Source organism: Sphingomonas sp. SP5 (assembly GCF_058313455.1).
In genome coordinates, this window is the sequence record NZ_JBZFLF010000001.1 from 262568 (window position 1) to 280129 (window position 17562).

17 protein-coding genes are annotated in these 17562 nt (G+C 68.1%); 5 read left to right on the plus strand and 12 right to left on the minus strand.

Annotation, left to right across the window (positions count from 1 at the left end; translation table 11 throughout):
- From hfq to dusB, 6 genes are all read right to left on the minus strand, one after another.
- On the minus strand, positions 1 to 486 hold the full coding sequence (gene hfq, locus AC4GY7_RS01190) for an RNA chaperone Hfq (RefSeq protein WP_491111579.1): 486 nt from the start codon (positions 484 to 486) through the stop codon (positions 1 to 3).
- 138 nt (positions 487 to 624) lie between these two features.
- Positions 625 to 2001 (minus strand): nitrogen assimilation response regulator NtrX, encoded by a 1377-nt coding sequence (gene ntrX / locus AC4GY7_RS01195; protein ID WP_491111580.1) that lies wholly within the window; start codon positions 1999 to 2001, stop codon positions 625 to 627.
- Positions 2002 to 2004: 3 nt separating this feature from the next.
- Entirely contained in the window at positions 2005 to 4230 is a 2226-nt protein-coding gene (locus tag AC4GY7_RS01200) for a sensor histidine kinase (protein ID WP_491111581.1), read from the minus strand.
- 92 nt (positions 4231 to 4322) lie between these two features.
- The gene (ntrC, locus tag AC4GY7_RS01205; RefSeq protein WP_491111582.1) at positions 4323 to 5741 is read right to left on the minus strand and encodes a nitrogen regulation protein NR(I); all 1419 of its coding nucleotides are present in this window, start codon (positions 5739 to 5741) and stop codon (positions 4323 to 4325) included.
- Positions 5738 to 6775 carry a two-component system sensor histidine kinase NtrB gene (locus tag AC4GY7_RS01210; protein ID WP_491111583.1) on the minus strand — a complete coding sequence of 346 codons (1038 nt, stop codon included), beginning with the start codon at positions 6773 to 6775 and terminating at the stop codon, positions 5738 to 5740. Before AC4GY7_RS01210 ends, ntrC begins: the two co-directional genes overlap by 4 nt.
- Positions 6776 to 6783: 8 nt before the next feature.
- A complete protein-coding gene (dusB, locus tag AC4GY7_RS01215) occupies positions 6784 to 7794 on the minus strand; it encodes a tRNA dihydrouridine synthase DusB (RefSeq protein WP_491111584.1) in 1011 nt (336 codons plus the stop codon).
- Positions 7795 to 7876: 82 nt separating this feature from the next.
- Here dusB and AC4GY7_RS01220 point away from each other — a divergent pair, with 82 nt between their 5' ends.
- The 3 genes from AC4GY7_RS01220 to AC4GY7_RS01230 are packed head-to-tail and all read left to right on the plus strand — an operon-like array spanning position 7877 to position 10019.
- On the plus strand, positions 7877 to 9001 hold the full coding sequence (locus tag AC4GY7_RS01220; protein ID WP_491111585.1) for a bifunctional 2-C-methyl-D-erythritol 4-phosphate cytidylyltransferase/2-C-methyl-D-erythritol 2,4-cyclodiphosphate synthase: 1125 nt from the start codon (positions 7877 to 7879) through the stop codon (positions 8999 to 9001).
- A complete protein-coding gene (locus AC4GY7_RS01225; RefSeq protein ID WP_491111586.1) occupies positions 8998 to 9519 on the plus strand; it encodes a hypothetical protein in 522 nt (173 codons plus the stop codon). Before AC4GY7_RS01220 ends, AC4GY7_RS01225 begins: the two co-directional genes overlap by 4 nt.
- Positions 9516 to 10019, plus strand: a complete 504-nt coding sequence (locus AC4GY7_RS01230) for a CinA family protein (RefSeq protein ID WP_491111587.1) — start codon at positions 9516 to 9518, stop codon at positions 10017 to 10019. The genes AC4GY7_RS01225 and AC4GY7_RS01230 overlap by 4 nt, the downstream gene beginning before the upstream one ends.
- Here the strand turns inward: AC4GY7_RS01230 and AC4GY7_RS01235 are convergent.
- Positions 9980 to 10438 (minus strand): type II toxin-antitoxin system RatA family toxin, encoded by a 459-nt coding sequence (locus AC4GY7_RS01235; RefSeq protein WP_491111588.1) that lies wholly within the window; start codon positions 10436 to 10438, stop codon positions 9980 to 9982. The two genes, AC4GY7_RS01230 and AC4GY7_RS01235, sit on opposite strands and share 40 nt — an antisense overlap.
- Positions 10431 to 11354, minus strand: coding sequence for a lipoyl synthase (gene lipA / locus AC4GY7_RS01240; RefSeq protein WP_491111589.1), 924 nt, complete (start codon positions 11352 to 11354; stop codon positions 10431 to 10433). Before lipA ends, AC4GY7_RS01235 begins: the two co-directional genes overlap by 8 nt.
- 143 nt (positions 11355 to 11497) lie before the next feature.
- Between lipA and AC4GY7_RS01245 the strand changes: the two genes are divergently transcribed.
- Entirely contained in the window at positions 11498 to 12127 is a 630-nt protein-coding gene (locus AC4GY7_RS01245; protein ID WP_491111590.1) for a carbonic anhydrase, read from the plus strand.
- A gap of 6 nt (positions 12128 to 12133) precedes the next feature.
- On the opposite strand, the gene AC4GY7_RS01250 is transcribed toward AC4GY7_RS01245, so the two are convergent.
- The 4 genes from AC4GY7_RS01250 to AC4GY7_RS01265 form a co-directional block, all read right to left on the minus strand.
- A complete protein-coding gene (locus AC4GY7_RS01250) occupies positions 12134 to 12673 on the minus strand; it encodes a GNAT family N-acetyltransferase (protein WP_491111591.1) in 540 nt (179 codons plus the stop codon).
- On the minus strand, positions 12666 to 13088 hold the full coding sequence (gene ndk / locus AC4GY7_RS01255; RefSeq protein WP_491112069.1) for a nucleoside-diphosphate kinase: 423 nt from the start codon (positions 13086 to 13088) through the stop codon (positions 12666 to 12668). The genes AC4GY7_RS01250 and ndk overlap by 8 nt, the downstream gene beginning before the upstream one ends.
- Before the next feature lie 106 nt (positions 13089 to 13194).
- Entirely contained in the window at positions 13195 to 13635 is a 441-nt protein-coding gene (locus tag AC4GY7_RS01260) for a DNA polymerase III subunit chi (RefSeq protein WP_491111592.1), read from the minus strand.
- Between the two features lie 34 nt (positions 13636 to 13669).
- Complete coding sequence (locus AC4GY7_RS01265; protein WP_491111593.1) at positions 13670 to 15142, minus strand: leucyl aminopeptidase; 1473 nt, start codon at positions 15140 to 15142, stop codon at positions 13670 to 13672.
- Positions 15143 to 15302: 160 nt separating this feature from the next.
- Between AC4GY7_RS01265 and AC4GY7_RS01270 the strand changes: the two genes are divergently transcribed.
- Entirely contained in the window at positions 15303 to 17543 is a 2241-nt protein-coding gene (locus AC4GY7_RS01270) for an LPS-assembly protein LptD (protein ID WP_491111594.1), read from the plus strand.
- The last annotated feature ends 19 nt before the right edge of the window (positions 17544 to 17562 follow it).

The following is a 17562-nucleotide window of genomic DNA, read 5'->3' on the forward strand; positions in this document are numbered from 1 at the left end:
TCAGTCGTCCGTCTCGCCTTCATCGGCGAGGTTCAGCGCCCGCGCCGGCTGGATCGTCGACACCGCATGCTTGTAGACCAGCTGCGCCATGCCCTCGCGTTGCAGCAGCATACAGAACAGGTCGAACCCGGCGATCTGCCCTTGCAGCATCACGCCGTTGATGAGGAACATGGTGACCGAATCCTCGGACTTCTTCACCGCGTTCAGAAAAATCTCTTGCAGCAGCGGCTGCTTGCGCTGCGCCTCGCCGACCGACTCCACGATCGCGGCGATGTCCATCGGCCCCGACGGCATGATCGTCGAGATCGCATGCTTGTAGATCAGCTGCGACTGGCCATCGCGGCGCAGCAGGACGGAAAAATTGTCGAACCAGGTGACGATGCCCTGGAGTTTGACGCCCTTCACCAGGAACATGGTGACCGGCGTCTTAGAGCGCCGCAGCGCATTGAGGAACAGGTCCTGCAGCGAACCTTGCTTGTCGGCCATGATGAGCCTTTCATCTTATTGGCGGGCCGTTAGCCCGCTGTGGCGCCGTTTCCCGGCGTCGGATCGCCGCCCGGACCGGGCGGCGGCCACCATCTATGTACGATCGCCCCCAACGTCCAGCGGTCAATCCGCGCGAATTCAGTCGTCGCGCATGTCGGTGATGCCGAGCAGCTTCAGTTTGCGATGCAGCGCCGATCGCTCCATGCCGATGAAGCTCGCCGTACGGCTGATGTTGCCCGAGAAGCGCCGGATCTGGACGCGGAGATATTCGCGCTCGAACGTCTCGCGCGCCTCGCGCAGCGGCGCCCCCATGATCGCGCCGCCACCGCCGCCACCCAGATCGCCCTGGTCGCCCAGCACCTCGGCCGGCAGCAGGTCGAGATCGATGCGGCCGATGCGATCGCCGGGCGCCAGGATGATCGTGCGCTCGACGACGTTGCGCAGCTGGCGGACGTTGCCCGGCCAATCATAGGATTGCAGCGCCACCATCGCATCCGCCGCGATCTCCGGCGTCGGCACGCGGCGGTCGGCGGCATAATGCGCCATGAAATGCTCGACCAGCGCCGGGATATCCTCCCGCCGGTCGGCCAGCGCGGGCAGCACCACCGGCACCACGTTGAGGCGATAATACAGGTCCTCGCGGAACCGGCCCTCGGCGATCTCGTGCGTCAGGTCGCGCGACGTCGCGGACACGACTCGCACGTCGACCTTCACCGTGCGGGTGCCGCCGATCCGGCTGAAGCTCTGGTCGGTGAGCACGCGCAGGATGCGCGCCTGCGTCGCCACCGGCATGTCGGCGATCTCGTCGAGGAACAGGGTGCCGCCATGTGCCTGTTCGAGCAGGCCGGGCCGGACAAGATCGCCCCCCTCCTCCACTCCGAACAATTCCTCCTCGACCCGCTCGGGCGTCATCCGCGCCGCGCTGACGATGACGAACGGCGCCTGCGCCCGGTTGCTCCAGCCGTGGAGCAGCCGCGCCGCCACCTCCTTGCCGACGCCGGCCGGCCCCATGATGAGCACGCGGCTGCCGGTCGCCGCCACCCGCTTCAACGTCGCGCGAACGCCGTTGATCGCGCCCGAGCTGCCCGTCAGATCGGTTTCGCGCCCCGCGGAGACGCGCAGGCTGGCGACCTCGCGGCGCAGGCGCTCGGTCTCGGTCGCGCGGGCGACGAGCAGCAGCAGCCGCTCCGCCTCGAACGGCTTCTCGATGAAATCGCTCGCCCCGCGCCGGATCGCCGCCACCGCGGTGTCGAGGTTGCCGTGGCCCGAGATGACCAGCACCGGGATCGACGGATCGCGCCGCTTGATCTCATCGAGCAGCTCCAGCCCGTCCAGGCGCGATCCCTGCAACCAGACGTCGAGCAGCACCAGTGACGGGCGCCGGGTCGCGATCGCCTCCAGCGCCGCGGTGCTGTCCGCCGCGGCACGCGTGTCATAGCCTTCGTCTTCCAGAACGCCGGCGACCAGTTCGCGGATGTCGTGTTCGTCGTCGACGACGAGGATGTCGAGAGCCATATCCTAATTCCGATTGCGTGTGAGTGCGGCGAGCTGGCCCTCCCCAGCCGGCTCGGGCGCGGCAGCCCCCTGATCCAGTGCGGCGAGCGCCGCGGTATCGAAGGTCATGCGGACGACGGTGCCCCCGCCGTCGCGGTCGGCAAAGGTCATCACGCCGTGATGCTCCTCGACGATCTTCTTGACGATGGCGAGGCCAAGGCCGGTGCCCCGCGCCCGCGTCGTCATATAGGGTTCGACGATCCGGTCGCGGTCGGGCGGCAGGCCGATGCCGCTGTCGGCGACTTCGACGATCGCGGTGTCGCCCTCCAGCCGCACGTCCATCGCGACGCTGCCCTGCCCCTCGCCCTTGCTTTCGATCGCCTCCACCGCATTCTTGACGATGTTGGTGAACGCCTGACTCAGCTGCCGCCGGTCGCACACCAGCATCGGCGGCGGCACGCTATGGTCGAGCGCGAAGCGGACGCCGGGGTGCGCGACCTCGTGCAGGAACAGCGCCTGGCGGGCGATGTCGACCAGGGATTCCTCGCGGAAGACGGGCTTCGGCATGCGCGCGAAGGAGGAAAATTCGTCCACCATCCGCCGGAGATCGCCGACCTGCCGCACGATCGTCTCGGTCAGCCGCGCGAAGGTGCTGTCGTCCGGATCGACCTTGCTGCCGTAGCGCCGCTGGAGTCGCTCGGCAGCCAGCTGGATCGGCGTCAGCGGGTTCTTGATCTCATGCGCGATCCGCCGCGCGACGTCGGACCAGGCAGCCCGGCGCTGGTCGAGCAGCTGCTGGGTGATATCGTCGAAGGTCAGGATCGGCCCCGAATCGGTCCGCGCGATCCGCACCGCCAGCGTCCGCGGCTCGCCGCCCCGCGCGACCTGCACGATCGCCTCGCGCTCGTGACCCGCAACCAGATCGGCGAGTTCGGGCGCCACCGTCGCGAGGGACCGCCCGACCAGACCGTCGCCTTCGACACCGATCAGCTCGTTCGCCGAGCGGTTGGCGATGCGGATGGTATCATCGCCAGCGGTCGCAATGACGCCTGCTGATACCCCGGCCATCACCGCTTCGATGAGCGCGCGCCGGTTTTCAAGCTGATCGTTCGCCGTGACAAGCGCGGTGTTCTGTTCTTGAAGCCGGCCGGTCATCTGGTTGAATGCATTGGCTAGCGTGCCGACTTCGTCCTTGCGCCGCGGATCGGCAACCCGCGCCGTCAGGTCACCGCCCGCGACTTTCCGCGCCGCACCGACCAGTTCCGCGACCGGACGCACCAGGCGATCCGCGACGGCCAGCGCGGCCCAAACGGCGATGGCGACGATCAACAGCGACACCAGCAACAATGCGGCGTTGAACTTCAGCTGCAACGAGCGTGACCGGCTCTGTAGCGACTGGTAATCCCGTACGATCGCATCGCCGCGACGAATCTGGCCGGCGAGTTGCGGATCGAAGATCCGTGCCGTGTAGAGGTACGCGCCCTTCCCATAGCTCAGCGGCACCACCACGCCGATTCGGTCGTCGCTGCGCACCACGATGGCGCCGCGACCCGCATCAAGCTCGCGCTCCATCGCCGGGGTGATGATGTTCTGGAGGGGCCGATCATAGGGATTGAGGACGATGGCGGGATCGCCTTCGCCACGCCGGATGATCATCGCCTCCGATTGTTCTCGACTATATGTCTGAAATAACAACAGTTTCTGGAAATAGGTGCTGTCGACATCATGCACCTGGAGTTCCTTACCTAGATCGCCGCTCATCGCCTGCGCCTGGCCGATGACCTGATCCACCTCGCGCCGGTAATTTTCCCCGACCAGTGTCCGCGCATTGGCCAGCATCCCGCTCGCCCGGTCGGACGACCAGAATTCCACCCCGATCTGGAAGAGCAACGATGCGAAGATGGTGACGAGCAGGGCCGGCACCGCCGCGATGATCGAGAAGATTGCGACGAGCCGGACATGCAGCACGCCTTCGCCGCCGACGAGTGAGGCTGCCGCCCGTCGCCGGGCGATCCGGCGCCCAACCAGCATCAGCAATGCGATACCCGGTACGAGATTGGCGACCAGCAGCGCGGCCACCACGGGGGGTGAGAGCGGGACCTGTGGCTTGCTAGTTCCAGCGATGACGAAATACGTGGCGGTCGCGACGGCGAGAGCCAGCGCGAACACCAGCGCCTCGACCGCAGGCGTGATACGCAACCGGCGGGGCGGAATCGGTGGCAGCAGATCGGGCGTCGGGGCCGCGTTCATTACGTCCTACGTACAACGTGGATTGTTGCACGGAAACCACATAATTTACGATCAACGATGGTCTGAGGGTTACACCCCGGCAATAATCGCAATCAGTCGCCGCCCCTCACGCTGATCCCCAGCGTGTCCAGCCGCTTGCGCAGCGTGTTGCGGTTGAGGCCCAGCGCCCGCGCCGCGCGCAGCTGGTTGCCGCCGTGGCGCGCCAGCATCGTCTCGATCAGCGGGCGCTCGACCTCGCCGATGACGCGTTCGTAGAGCGAGCCGTCATCCAGCGCATCCGGCCGCTCACGCGCGATTCGCTCGACGAGGTGGCGGACGGCCATCGCGATACCGGGGTCGGCAGCCTGATCGACGGCGCCTCCGGGCGCGCCGATCAGGCCGCGGATCGTGGCGGCGTCGACCAGTTCGTCGCGCGCGAGCACGGCGAGGCGGCGCATCAGATTTTCTAGCTCGCGGACATTGCCCGGCCAATCGTGCGCGGCCAGCGCGGCCTGCGCCTCGTCGCTCAGCTGGCGGCGCGGCAGCCCCTGCGCCACCGCGCTTTCGAGGAAATGCCGCGCGAGCAGCGGAATGTCCTGCCGCCGGTCGCGCAGCGCCGGCAGCGCGATCGGCACGACGTTGAGGCGATAGAACAAATCCTCGCGGAACTGGCCGGAGGCGACCTGCTGGGTGAGATCGCGGTTGGTGGCGGCGACGACGCGCACGTCGGCGCGCAGCGCGCGGGCGCCGCCGACGGTGGTGAACTCGCCCGATTGCAGCACACGCAGCAGCCGGGTCTGCGCCTCCATCGGCATGTCGCCGATCTCATCGAGGAACAGGGTGCCGCCCGCCGCCTGCTCGAAACGGCCGGCATTGCGCACCGCCGCGCCGGTGAAGGCGCCGCGTTCGTGGCCGAACAGCTCCGCCTCGATCAGCTCGCGGGGGATCGCCGCCATGTTGAGCGCGACGAACGGCGCCGCACGACGGCGGCCAAGGTCGTGGATCGCCCGCGCGACCAGCTCCTTGCCCGTTCCCGATTCGCCGGAGATGAGCACGGTAAGGTCGTTCGACAGCACCCGCGCGATGATCCGGTAGACGTCCTGCATCGCCGGCGACCGGCCGATCAGCGGCAGCGCGGGGTCCTCGCCCGCTTCGCTCGGCGGCATCGCGGCGTTGCGCGCCAATGCGCCGGTGACGGCACGGGTGAGATCGTCGAGGTCGAACGGCTTGGGGAGATATTCGTAGGCGCCGACCTCCGCCGCGCGCACCGCGGTGGTCAGCGTGTTCTGCGCCGACAGGATGATGACCGGCAGCTGCGGCAGCCGCTCGCCGATCTCCTTCGCGCGGGCGATACCGTCGCCGTCGGGCAGCACCACATCGGTGACCAGCACGTCCGGCACTCGCGTCGCCAGCAGCCGGTCCGCCTGCGCCAGCGTCTCGGCGGTCTGCACGTCGTGCCCGGCGCGGCGCAGCGCCTGCGCGACGACGGTGCGGATCGCGGCATCGTCGTCGACGACCAGGATGCGCGTCATGCAAGCCCGCGCGGCAGCAGGAGGCGGAGCGTCGTCATTGCGGGGCTTCCTTCACGGGCATATTGGACGATCCCGCCCATGTCGCGCATCAGCTTGTCGACCAGCGCCAGGCCGAGGCCCTGCCCCTCCGGCCGGCCGGAGACGAACGGATCGAACAGGTGATCGACGATATCGGCAGGCGCGCCGGGACCGTTGTCGATCACGCAGATCTCGATCGGCAGCGGCACGCGGGGCTTGCCGGGCGCGGCCGCCACCGACATGCCGTGGCGATAGGCGGTGGTGATCGCGATCCGCGGCACCCGCACCGCCCTGGTCGCCTCGCCCGCATTCTTCAGCAGGTTGATGAGGATCTGGAGCAGGGCATCGCGGTTGATCGCGGCGGGCGGAAGCGAGGGGTCGAACCGTTCCTCGATGGTCAGCCCCCGTGCAAAGCCGGCCAGTGCCACCCGCCGGGCATGGCCGATCAGCGGATAGATATTCTCCGGCGCGGTCGGCAGCGGCCGGGTGTCGCTGAAATCCTGCATCCGGTCGATCAGCGCGGCGATGCGATCCACCTCGGTGACGATCAGCGTGGTCAGTTCGCCCGCACCGATCAACTGTGCCGCCCCCCGGATGCCGGACAGCGGGTTCTTGATCTCATGCGCCAGCATCCCCGCCGCGCCGCTCGCTGCCCGGGCGCTGGCGCCGCGCGCGCTCGGACCCAGCGCCTTGCTGCTGGCCGCGGTGTGCAGCGTGATGGCGCGCCAGCCGGGATGGTCGGCGATCATCGCCTCGACGAAATCGACCCGGATGCGCGGCCCGTGCGGCGTCGCGATCTCGGTATCGTAGAACGCCATCCCCTGCCCCTCGCGCCGTTCGCCGGCGGGCGGCGGCAGGATCGCGGCGAGCGGTTGTCCGCGCATCACCCGTTCGGACAGGTTGAGCAGCTGCTCGGCGAAGGCATTGGCGTGCGCGATGCGATCGTCGGGATCGATCACCAGCACCGCGACGGGCAGCGCGGCAAACAGTTCGGCAAACCCCGGGCGGCCGGCCATGATGCGCGTCAGGCGGCCTGCTGGACGGGCGGCCGGTCGCGATGCGGCGCGTAGAACTCGGCGAGCATGCGCTTCACCGTCGCCGCATCGGGCTGCTGGTTCACTGCATTGCGGAACTCGGCCGATCCGGTCAGCCCCTTGATGTACCAGCCGATGTGCTTGCGCGCCATGTTGACCCCGGTGACGCTGCCGTAATGCTCCAGCATCGCATCGTAATGCTCGACGATGACGCGATATTGTTCGTCCAGCGAGGGGTCCGGACGGCGCTCGCCCGTGGCGAGATAGGCCATCACCTGCCCCAGCACCCACGGCCGGCCATAGGCGCCGCGGCCGATCATGATGCCGTCCGCACCGGACTGGTCCAGCGCCGCGACCGCATCGCCGATGGTGCAGATGTCGCCGTTGGCGATCACCGGAATATTGACCGCATCCTTCACCGAACGGATGAAGCGCCAGTCGGCATGGCCCTTGTACATCTGGTTGCGGGTGCGGCCGTGAACGGTGATGAGCTGCACGCCCAGACCCTCCGCGATCCGCGACAGTTCGGGTGCATTGAGGCTGTCGTGGCACCAGCCCATCCGCATCTTCAGCGTCACCGGCGCCTTCACTGCCTTCACCACCGCATCGACCAGCTGCGCCGCCAGCTTGAGGTCGCGCATCAGCGCCGAACCGGCATCGCCATTGGTCACCTTGCGCACCGGACAGCCCATGTTGATGTCGATGATCGCAGCGCCGCGATCCTCGGCCAGTTTCGCCGCCTCCGCCATTTCATACGGCGTGCAGCCGACGAGCTGCATCGACACCGGTTCCTCCGACAGGTGCCATGCCGCCTTCTGGATCGACTGCCGCGTCTCGCGGATCGCGGCCTGGCTGGCGATCATCTCGGTGACGTTGAGGCCTGAGCCGTAGCGGCGCACCAGGGTACGGAACGGCATGTCGGTGACGCCGGTCATCGGCGCCAGCACGACGGGGGTGTCGATCCGCACCGGGCCGACCTGGATGGGGGCGAGTTGAACCATAAATCTGCCTGAAAATCGGGCAGTCACTTAGGCGTTTCGGCTGCCGCTGGCAAGGACGCTAAGGGTCGGCTAGGCGACTGCGATGACGGATCGACCACGGACGGTGGCGCTGATCGTCGCGGGCGGCAGCGGTTCGCGCGCAGGCGGCGCCATTCCCAAACAATATGTGCAGCTCGGCGGCAAGGCACTGATCGCCCACGCCTATGACGCCTTCCGGCACCACCCGGCGATCGACGAGGTGGTGGTGGTGATCGCGCCGGGGGCCGAGCCGCTCGCCGCCGCGGGGCTGGGCGCCGTGCGCACCGTCGAGGGCGGCGCCACCCGGCGCGACTCGGTGGCGCGCGGGCTGGCGGCGATCCACGCCGACCACGTGCTGGTACACGATGCCGCCCGCCCCTTCGTTCCCGCGGCGGTCATCGACCGGGTGCTCGTCGCGCTGGAAACGCAGGACGGCGCCATGCCCGTGCTCGCGGTCGCCGATACGCTGGTGCGCGACGGCGCGGTCGTCCCGCGCGACGGCCTGTCCCGCGTTCAGACCCCGCAGGGCTTCCGCACTGCGGCGCTGCGGGCGGCCCATGCCGCCTGGCCGCAGGATGCCGAGGCGACCGACGACGCCCAGATGGTGCGGCGACTTGGCGGCAGCGTCGCTTTGGTGCAGGGCGACATCATGCTCGACAAAGTGACGCATCCTGAAGATTTTGCCGCCGCCCAAGCGCGGATCACCTGGGAAACGCGCAGCGCCTCCGGCTTCGACGTCCACCGGCTGGAGGCGGGCGAGGAACTCTGGCTCGGCGGCGTGCTGATCCCGCACGACAAGGGATTGTCGGGCCACAGCGACGCCGACGTGGCGCTCCACGCGCTCACCGACGCGCTGCTCGGCACGATCGCGGCGGGTGATATCGGCACGCACTTCCCGCCCAGCGATCCGCAGTGGAAGGGCGCCGATTCGGCTCGCTTCCTTCAGCATGCCGCACAACTGATCGCCGACAAGGGCGGCCGGATCGACTTCGTCGACCTCACCCTCATCTGCGAAGCGCCCAAGATCGGCCCGCACCGCGAAGCGATGCGCGCCCGCATCGGCGCGCTGCTCGGGCTGGCCGCCGATCGCGTCAGCATCAAGGCGACGACGACCGAGCGGCTGGGCTTCACCGGTCGCGGCGAAGGGATCGCCGCACAAGCGGTGGCAACCGTGAGCCTGTCGCGATGAAGGCGCTGCTCGCCCTCGCCGCGCTCCTCTCCGCCTCCACCGCAGAGGCGCAGTCCCGGTGCATCACCACGCCGGAGGCAGAGGCGATGACGCTGGTCGCGCTGCCCGACATCATCCAGCAGACCGGCATCATCTGCACGACGCGTCTGCCCGCCTCCAGCCTGCTGCGCCGGACCGACAGCGATTTTCTGGCGCGATACCAGGCGGCGGCGGACCGTGCCTGGCCGAATGCGCGCGCCGCCATCGTCAAGCTCAGCGACCCGATGATCGATTCGCTGCTGCAATCCGAATTCGCCCGCCCGCTGCTCACCGCGGCGCTCGCACCGGTGCTCGTCGGGCGGATCAATCCCGCCGATTGCGGCACGATCGACCGGTTCGTGACGCAACTCGCGCCGCTGCCGCCGCAGAACACCGCCGGGGTGATCGTCACGACCCTGCGCTACTTCAAGGCGGAAAAGGCGAAGGGCAAGGCGATCAGCGTGCCCGACCTGCCGCTCTGCCCGGAGACGGCGCGGTGACCGACACGCTGTTGCCCCCGGAACTGATCGCCGCCGCGACGCGCGTGGTCGAGGCCAATCGCGCCGCAGGGCGGACGATCGCACTGGCGGAAAGCTGCACCGGCGGGCTGGTCGCCGCGGCAATCACCGAGATCCCCGGCTCGTCCGACGTGTTCGGCGCGGGCTATGTCACCTATTCGAACGACGCCAAGATGCGCTCGCTCAAGGTCAATTCGGACGTGCTGGAAACCTTCGGCGCGGTATCGATCGCCGTCGCCTGGAGCATGGCGCAGGGCGCGCTGGAACGGAGCGGCGCCGATGTGGCGGTGGCGATCACCGGCATCGCCGGGCCGGGCGGCGGCTCCGCCAAGAAGCCGGTCGGCACCGTCGTCTTCGCCCGCGCGGAAAAAGGCGGCGATCCCGCCGACGTCCATGCCGATCGCAAGGAATTCGGCGACCTCGGCCGCGGCGGCATCCGCCTTCAGGCAGCGCTGGTCGCGCTGGAACTGCTGCTGCCGTAGAGGACCTTGGCCCGGTCCTCGAACGCGCCGATCATCCGGCGCAGGGCGACGCCGAACACCTGCCCCGCCAGCATCTCGAACATCCGGTTCTTGAACTGGAAATCGACGCTGAAATCGACCGCACAGCCGCCGGGCTCGCTGCGGAACCGCCAGTCGTTGTGGAGGTATTTCAGCGGGCCGTCGACATATTCGACATGGATGCTGTCCGGGCGCGTCTTCTCGACCTTCGACGTGAAGGTTTCGCGCAGCCCCTTGAAGCCGACGATCATGTCGGCGAGCGTTGCCGTGTCGCTATCCTGCCGCACGCGCATCGCGCTGACCCAGGGCAGGAACTCCGGGTAGCGCTTCACGTCGGCGACCATGTCGAACATCTGTTCGGGCGTGTACGGCAGATGGCGCGTTTCGGAATGCTTAGGCATGAACGCCGAGCTTCGCCTCGCGGGCCGCGCGCATCTTCGCGAAATCGTCGCCGGCATGGTAGCTCGACCGGGTCAGCGGCGAGGATGCGACGAGCAGGAAGCCCTTGGCCCGCGCGATCGCCGCATAGCTGTCGAACGCCTTGGGCGTGACGAACTCGGCGACCTTCGCATGGCGCGGGGTCGGCTGCAGGTACTGGCCCATGGTCAGGAAATCGATGTCGGCCGATCGCATGTCGTCCATCACCTGATGGACCTCCAGCCGCTCCTCGCCTAGGCCGAGCATGACGCCCGACTTGGTGAAGATGGACGGATCGAGCTTCTTGACGCTCTCCAGCAGCCGGATCGACGCATAATAGCGCGCGCCGGGACGGATCGTCGGATAGAGCCTCGGCACGGTTTCGAGATTGTGGTTGTAGACGTCGGGCCGAGCCGCGACGATCGCCTCCACCGCCGCTTCGTGCTTGTTGCGGAAATCGGGGGTCAGGATCTCGATCGTCGTGCGGGGATTGGCGCGGCGGATCGCCTCGATCACCTTGACGAACTGCTTGGCGCCGCCGTCGGGCAGGTCGTCACGGTCGACCGAGGTGACGACGATATGCTCCAGCCCCATCTGCGCCGCGGCGTCGGCGACGTTGTTGGGCTCCATCGGATCGACGGCACGCGGCATGCCCGTCTTGACGTTGCAGAAGGCACAGGCGCGCGTGCAGGTGTCGCCCAGGATCATCACCGTCGCATGCTTCTTCGACCAGCATTCGCCGATGTTCGGGCAGGCCGCCTCTTCGCACACGGTGGTGAGGCTCTTCGAGCGCATCAGCTCGCGCGTCGCGGCGAACCCGGCGCTGGTCGGCGCCTTGACGCGGATCCAGTCGGGCTTGCGCAGGCGTTCGGGACGGGCGAGCGGAGTCATCTCGTTCATGGGCGCGAGATAGCGATCTTGGCTGTTGGGAACAACCGTCACTCGACTGTGACGTTGCTTTGCTGGACCGGTCCGAAGGGGCACCAGTGCTTGACCCGCGCGTTCGCCACACCGAAATGGATGCAAGACATAACGGAGGTAGAATGACCGACTTTTCTGACATGGTGAAGGGCTACGGCCGGTTCCGCGAGCATGGCTGGATTGACCAGCGTGAGCGGTGGGAAGAGCTCGGACGCGGACAAAGCCCGAAGGTCATGGTGATCGCCTGTTCCGACAGTCGCGTCGATCCCATGCAGATCTTCGACGTGGCGCCGGGCGAAATCTTCGCGGTGCGCAACGTCGCCAATCTGGTGCCGCCCTATGAAACGACCAAGGGGTATCACGGCGTCTCCGCGGCGATCGAGTTCGCGGTGACGCAGCTCAACGTGCCGGAAGTCGTCGTGCTGGGTCACGGCTCGTGCGGCGGCTGCGCGGCGGCACTGTCGGGCGGGTTCGCGAATGCCGAACATGGCGCGGGTGGCTTCATCTCCGACTGGGTCGGCCTGCTCGACGGCGCGCGCGACAAGGTGAAGGCGAAGTTCGGCGATGGCCCCGAGGCCAAGACCGAGATGGAGCATGAGGCGGTGCGCGTCAGCCTCGCCAACCTGATGACCTTCCCCTTCGTCGCGGAGCGTGTGCAGAACGGCTCGCTGAAGCTGCGCGGCGCCTATTTCGCGATCATGGACGGCGTGCTGCACGTCATGGACGACGACGGGGTCTTCGCTCCGGCGTAAACCGGTTCAGAGCGGCAGCGCGTAGATGTAATCGTCGCACAACGCGCTGCCGACCTGATACTGCCGTCTGCCGCACACGGTGAACCCCTTGCGCTCATAAAAGGCGCGGGCATGTGCGTTCCTGCCGAGTACGCCCAAGAGCAGGCGGCTCATCCCCAGCGATCGGGCGTCGGCGATAGCGCGATCCATCAACCGGCCGCCGAGGCCGGTGCCGTTCGCCAGCGGCAGGGTATAGATACGACGCAGCTCGATATCGCCCTCGCCCGTTGGGATGGGAAAGTCCGGCGCGGTGAGCAGCGTATAGCCGACCGGCGCACCGCCGTCGGGATGTTCGGCGAGCACGACGATGCTGGCCGGATCGCGCGACCAGCCGGCGAAACGCTCGGCCGAGCTGTTGCGCGCGACGTGTGCGACGATGTCGGCGCCGTCCAACAGGCCGGCGAAGGTCGCGAGGAACGTCGCCCCCGCGACCAGGGCGACCGCGGGCGCATCGTCGATCGACGCGCGCCGCAGCCGCCAGTCCGTCACTGGCTGAGGATCAGCCAACGATCTCTTCGGGCTGGAAGAAATAGGCGATCTCGATCTCGGCATTCTCATCGGAATCCGACCCGTGCACGGTGTTCGCCTCGATCGATTCCGCCAGTTCCTTGCGGATCGTGCCGGGCTCGGCGTTGGCGGGGTTGGTCGCGCCCATGATGTCGCGGTTGCGCTGCATGGCGTTCTCGCCTTCCAGCACCTGCACGACCACCGGACCCGAGATCATGAATTCGACCAGGTCGTTGAAGAACGGGCGCTCGCGGTGCACGTCATAGAAGCCCTCGGCCTGCTGGCGGGTCATCTGAATGCGCTTGGAGGCGACGACGCGCAGGCCGGCATCCTCGAGCATCTTGGTGACCGCACCGGTCAGGTTGCGGCGGGTGGCATCGGGCTTGATGATCGAAAAGGTACGGTTCGCGGCCATGATGGTCACGGGCTCCTGTGATGGGCTGTTCGAAGTGGCGCCGCCCTAGTCGAAGGGTCCGGTGCTTTGCAACCGGTTCGGCTCGCAGCCGTCTACCGGGCCCTGGCTAGGCTGCCTGTTCCCAGCGACCGGCGTCGTTCTGTTTCCAATAGCGGCGCTCGACCCCCTCGCGCCCGGCCAGTTCGCGCCAGGCGTTCCGCGCGGCCGCGATATGGGTGTCTTCGAAGAAGTGGAACGCGCGGTCGAAGGCCAGTGCAGCGTCGCGCCATTCGCCGTCGACCAGCGCGACGTGGCGGGCGCCGTTGGTGGTGCCGACCTCCGCCGCGATCAGCACCGGCTGGTTGGCATCATCGCCCGCGCCGGCCTGTGCATGCGGCAGGAAGCTGTCCGGCCGATAGGTCCACAGCAGCCGGTCGAGATCGACCCGCTGATCGTCGCGCGCGGAGACGATCAGCAGCCGCGCGCCGCTTTCCACCACCTTGGCGGCGATCTGCGGCAGCGCGCGGTCGAGCGGAGTCATGGTGAGATGGTAGAAGTCGACCTGCATGGCCGCCCCGACCTAGCGTGCCCCGCCCCGCCGGTCAGCCCTCGAAATGCTCGGCCACCAGCCGGTCGAGCAGCTTGACGCCATAGCCGGTCGCGCCCTTGTCATAGGTCGCGGCCGCCTTGTCGCTCCACACCATGCCGGCGATGTCGAGATGTGCCCAGGTGACGCCATCGTCGACGAAGCGCTGGATGAACTGCGCCGCGGTGATCGATCCGGCACCGCGCGGCCCGACGTTCTTCATGTCGGCGATCGGCGAATCGATCAGCTTGTTGTAGGTGTCGGACAGCGGGAAGCGCCACAGTTTGTCGCCGGTGGAAAGGCCCGCGGCCAGCAGCTTGTCGGCCAGCGCATCGTCGTTGGCGAACAGGCCGCCATATTCGTTGCCCAGGCTGACGATCATCGCACCGGTCAGCGTGGCGAGGTCCACGATCGTCTTGGGGTGGAAGGTCGCCTGCGTCCAGGTGATCGCATCGGCGAGCACCAGCCGCCCCTCGGCATCGGTGTTGAGGATCTCGATCGTCTGGCCGGACATGGAGGTGACGACGTCACCGGGGCGCTGCGCATTACCGTCGGGCATGTTCTCGACCAGCCCCATGACGCCGACGACGTTCGCCTTCGCCTTGCGCGCGGCGAGTGCCTTCATCGTGCCGGCGACGGCACCGGCGCCGCCCATGTCCCACTTCATGTCCTCCATGCCGGCGCCCGGCTTCAGCGAAATGCCGCCGGTGTCGAAGGTGACGCCCTTGCCGACGAGCGCCAGCACCGGATCGCCTTCCCCCGCGCCGTTCCACTTCAGTGCCAGGATGCGCGCCTCGCGCACCGAACCCTGGCTGACGCCGAGCAGCGCGCCCATGCCGTGGCGGGCCATCTCCGCCTCGTCGACGACGATGATTTCGAGACCCAGCCCCTCCACGTCCTTGCGGACCTGCTCGACGAAGCTTTCCGGATAGAGGACGTTCGGCGGCGCCGCGACGAGGTTGCGGGTCAGTTCCAGCCCCTGCGTCACCGCGTCCTGCGCCGCCCATGCCGCGTCGACACCCTCCGGCGCGCCGGCGATGACGAGCCGGTCGAGTGTCGGCTTCTGCTTTTCGGGCAGCTTGGTGCGGTACTGGTCGAACCGCCAGGCCCGCTGCGCCGCGGCACCGGCGAAGCGCGCCACCGCCTTGGCGGTCGGCTGCACGGCCGAAAGATCGGCGACGACCTCGGTCGCGCCGGAGGTCAGCAGCTTGGCGACCAGCGCGCCGCCCGCCTTCTCCCAATCCGCCTCGCCGCCGGCGCCGACGCCGACCATCAGCAGCCGCCGGGTCGATCCGCCGTCCGCGACGAACAGCTCGACCATCGCACCCGCTTCGCCGTCGAACCGCGCGGCCGCCGCGGCGGCGCTGCCCAGCGCCTGGTGCGCATCGCCGAGGCCGGGCCAATTGGTCCGGCCGGCAAGGTCCTTCTCGACCGGCAACGCGACGATCGAGGCATCGGCGGAAACGGCGGGCGCAAAGGCGATCTGCATGAAACGAGGCTTTCTGGGCTTGAACAGGATGCCCCCGATCTAGGGTGGCGCGGCGTGAAGCACAACGATTGCAGGCTTGCGCCGGTGATGCGATAGGCGAAGCGGAGTAAGGCGCCGTTCAGGGCGGCGCCGCCCGCGCCAAAGGGGTGTCCGGATCATCGTGTTGCGTTTCGACCTTCTGGCCGGCTGTGCCGTCGTCGCCCTGCTGCTGGCCGCGCCGGCGGCGGCGCAGGACCTGCAGGACCGCCCGGTGGCGCCGCCGCCTGCGAGCGACCCCGCCCTCGCCACGCCGGCCGCCGACGACCAGGTGCAGTTCAGCGCCGGCAGCCTGGAATATGACACCGACACCGACGTGGTCACCGCGCTGACCGAGGTCAGGATGTTCCGCGAAGGCGACCGCCTGCGCGCCGATAAGGTCGTGTGGAACCGCAAGACGGGCAAGGTGGTGGCGACCGGCAACATCGCCGTCACCAATCCGGAGGGCGACGTCGCCTATGGCGATTCGATCGAGCTGACCGATTCGCTGAAGGACGGCGTGGTCCAGAACATGCTCGTCGTGCTGGAGCAGGGCGGCCGCATGGCGGCCGAGCGCGGCACCCGCCAGGCCGATGGCACGATGCAGCTCGACAAGGCGGCCTACACGCCGTGCGCCGTCACCACCTCGGCCGGCTGCCCCAAGGAGCCGTCGTGGAAGATCACGGCGGTGCGCATCACCTACCGGCCCGATCGCGAGCGCGTCTATTTCGGCGGCGGGCAGTTCCACCTGTTCGGCCTGCCCGCGCTGCCGCTCCCGGCGTTCTCGATGCCGATCGGCGCGGGTTCGGAGAGCGGCCTGCTCACCCCCGACGTCCAGCTCGATCGGGTCAACGGCCTCGAATTCGTCGCGCCCTATTATTTCCGGCTCGCGCCGAACAAGGGCCTGACGCTGACGCCGCACGTGTTCACCGCGGTGCTGCCGATGATGCAGGCGCAATATGAGGCGCTGGGCACCAACGGCGCCTTCCGCCTGACCGGCTATGTCACCGAAAGCCGGCGCAGCGACGATCTCAACACGCTGACCCCGACCGACACGGAACGCGCGCTGCGCGGCTATATCGACGGCGTCGCCCGCTACCAGCTGTCGCCCAACTGGAGCGTCAGCGGGTCGGCGCGCATCGCCAGCGACCGCACCTTCCTGCGCCGCTACGACATTTCGCGCGACGACCGGTTGCGCAGCACCGGCACGATCGAGCGGATCACGCCCGACAGCTATTTCGCGCTGACCGGCTGGTACGTGCAGTCGCTGCGCGTCAACGATCCACAGGGCAACCAGCCGATCGCCCTGCCCGAGATCGACTATCGCCAGCGCTTCGACCTCGCCGGCGGCAAACTGCAATTGCAGGCCAATACGCTGGCGCTGACCCGTACCGCGGGCCAGGATACGCAGCGTGCGTTCGTCGGCGGGCAATGGGACCTCAGGCGGATCACCGACTGGGGGCAGGTGCTGACGCTCACCGCCTACGCCCGCGCCGACGTCTATCATACCGCCGACACCGCCGCGACGGCCGTGGTCAGCTATCGCGGCATCGACGGGTTCCAGACCCGTGCGATCGGCGCGCTCGCCGCGGACATGCAATGGCCCTTCGTGGGATCGTTCATGGGCGGCACGCAGCGGCTGACCCCGCGGCTCCAGATCGTCGCCTCGCCGAAGATCGCCAACCTCAACGTCCCGAACGAGGATGCGCGCGCCGTCGACCTCGAGGATTCGAACCTGTTCGCGCTCAACCGCTTCGCCGGCTACGACCGGTGGGAGGACAGCAGCCGGGCGACCTATGGCGCCGAATGGGCGGTGGCCCTGCCGGGCGTGACGCTGGATGCGGTGATCGGCCAGAGCTATCGCCTGTCGGACCGTCCATCGATCTTCCCGGTCGGCACCGGGCTCAGCGATCGCTTCTCCGACATCGTCGGCCGCACGACGCTGCGGGTCCGGGATTTCGTCGGGATCACCCATCGCTATCGCCTCGACAAGAATAACCTCAAGGTCCGCCGCAACGAGATCGACGCGACGGTCGGGTCGCGATCGACCTACATCCTCGTCGGCTATCTCCAGCTCAACCGCGACATCACGCCCGCGCTGGAGGATCTGCAGGACCACGAGGAGGTGCGGCTCGCCGGGCGGGTGCAGTTCAAGCGCTTCTGGTCCGTGTTCGGCTCGACCGTCATCGACCTGACCGACCGGCGCGAGGATCCGCTGTCGCTTGCCGACGGCTTCGATCCGATCCGGCACCGGCTGGGCGTGCAATATGAGGACGATTGCATCCGGCTGGGCGCGACGTGGCGGCGCGATTACCAGGACACCGGCGATGCCCGCTCGGGCAACAGCTTCCTGTTGACGCTGGCGTTGACCAACCTCGGCCGCTAAGCCGAAGTTCAGCTGGATC

Excerpts from the sequence above, each read along its gene's own strand:
- AC4GY7_RS01220 (WP_491111585.1), top strand. The coding sequence starts at position 7,877 with ATGACGGATCGACCACGGACGGTGGCGCTGATCGTCGCGGGCGGCAGC.
- lipA (WP_491111589.1), bottom strand. The coding sequence starts at position 11,354 with ATGAACGAGATGACTCCGCTCGCCCGTCCCGAACGCCTGCGCAAGCCC.
- ntrC (WP_491111582.1), bottom strand. The coding sequence starts at position 5,741 with ATGACGCGCATCCTGGTCGTCGACGACGATGCCGCGATCCGCACCGTC.
- AC4GY7_RS01210 (WP_491111583.1), bottom strand. The coding sequence starts at position 6,775 with ATGGCCGGCCGCCCGGGGTTTGCCGAACTGTTTGCCGCGCTGCCCGTC.
- dusB (WP_491111584.1), bottom strand. The coding sequence starts at position 7,794 with ATGGTTCAACTCGCCCCCATCCAGGTCGGCCCGGTGCGGATCGACACC.
- AC4GY7_RS01225 (WP_491111586.1), top strand. The coding sequence starts at position 8,998 with ATGAAGGCGCTGCTCGCCCTCGCCGCGCTCCTCTCCGCCTCCACCGCA.
- AC4GY7_RS01260 (WP_491111592.1), bottom strand. The coding sequence starts at position 13,635 with ATGCAGGTCGACTTCTACCATCTCACCATGACTCCGCTCGACCGCGCG.
- ntrX (WP_491111580.1), bottom strand. The coding sequence starts at position 2,001 with ATGGCTCTCGACATCCTCGTCGTCGACGACGAACACGACATCCGCGAA.
- AC4GY7_RS01200 (WP_491111581.1), bottom strand. The coding sequence starts at position 4,230 with ATGAACGCGGCCCCGACGCCCGATCTGCTGCCACCGATTCCGCCCCGC.
- ndk (WP_491112069.1), bottom strand. The coding sequence starts at position 13,088 with ATGGCCGCGAACCGTACCTTTTCGATCATCAAGCCCGATGCCACCCGC.
- AC4GY7_RS01265 (WP_491111593.1), bottom strand. The coding sequence starts at position 15,142 with ATGCAGATCGCCTTTGCGCCCGCCGTTTCCGCCGATGCCTCGATCGTC.
- hfq (WP_491111579.1), bottom strand. The coding sequence starts at position 486 with ATGGCCGACAAGCAAGGTTCGCTGCAGGACCTGTTCCTCAATGCGCTG.
- AC4GY7_RS01245 (WP_491111590.1), top strand. The coding sequence starts at position 11,498 with ATGACCGACTTTTCTGACATGGTGAAGGGCTACGGCCGGTTCCGCGAG.
- AC4GY7_RS01235 (WP_491111588.1), bottom strand. The coding sequence starts at position 10,438 with ATGCCTAAGCATTCCGAAACGCGCCATCTGCCGTACACGCCCGAACAG.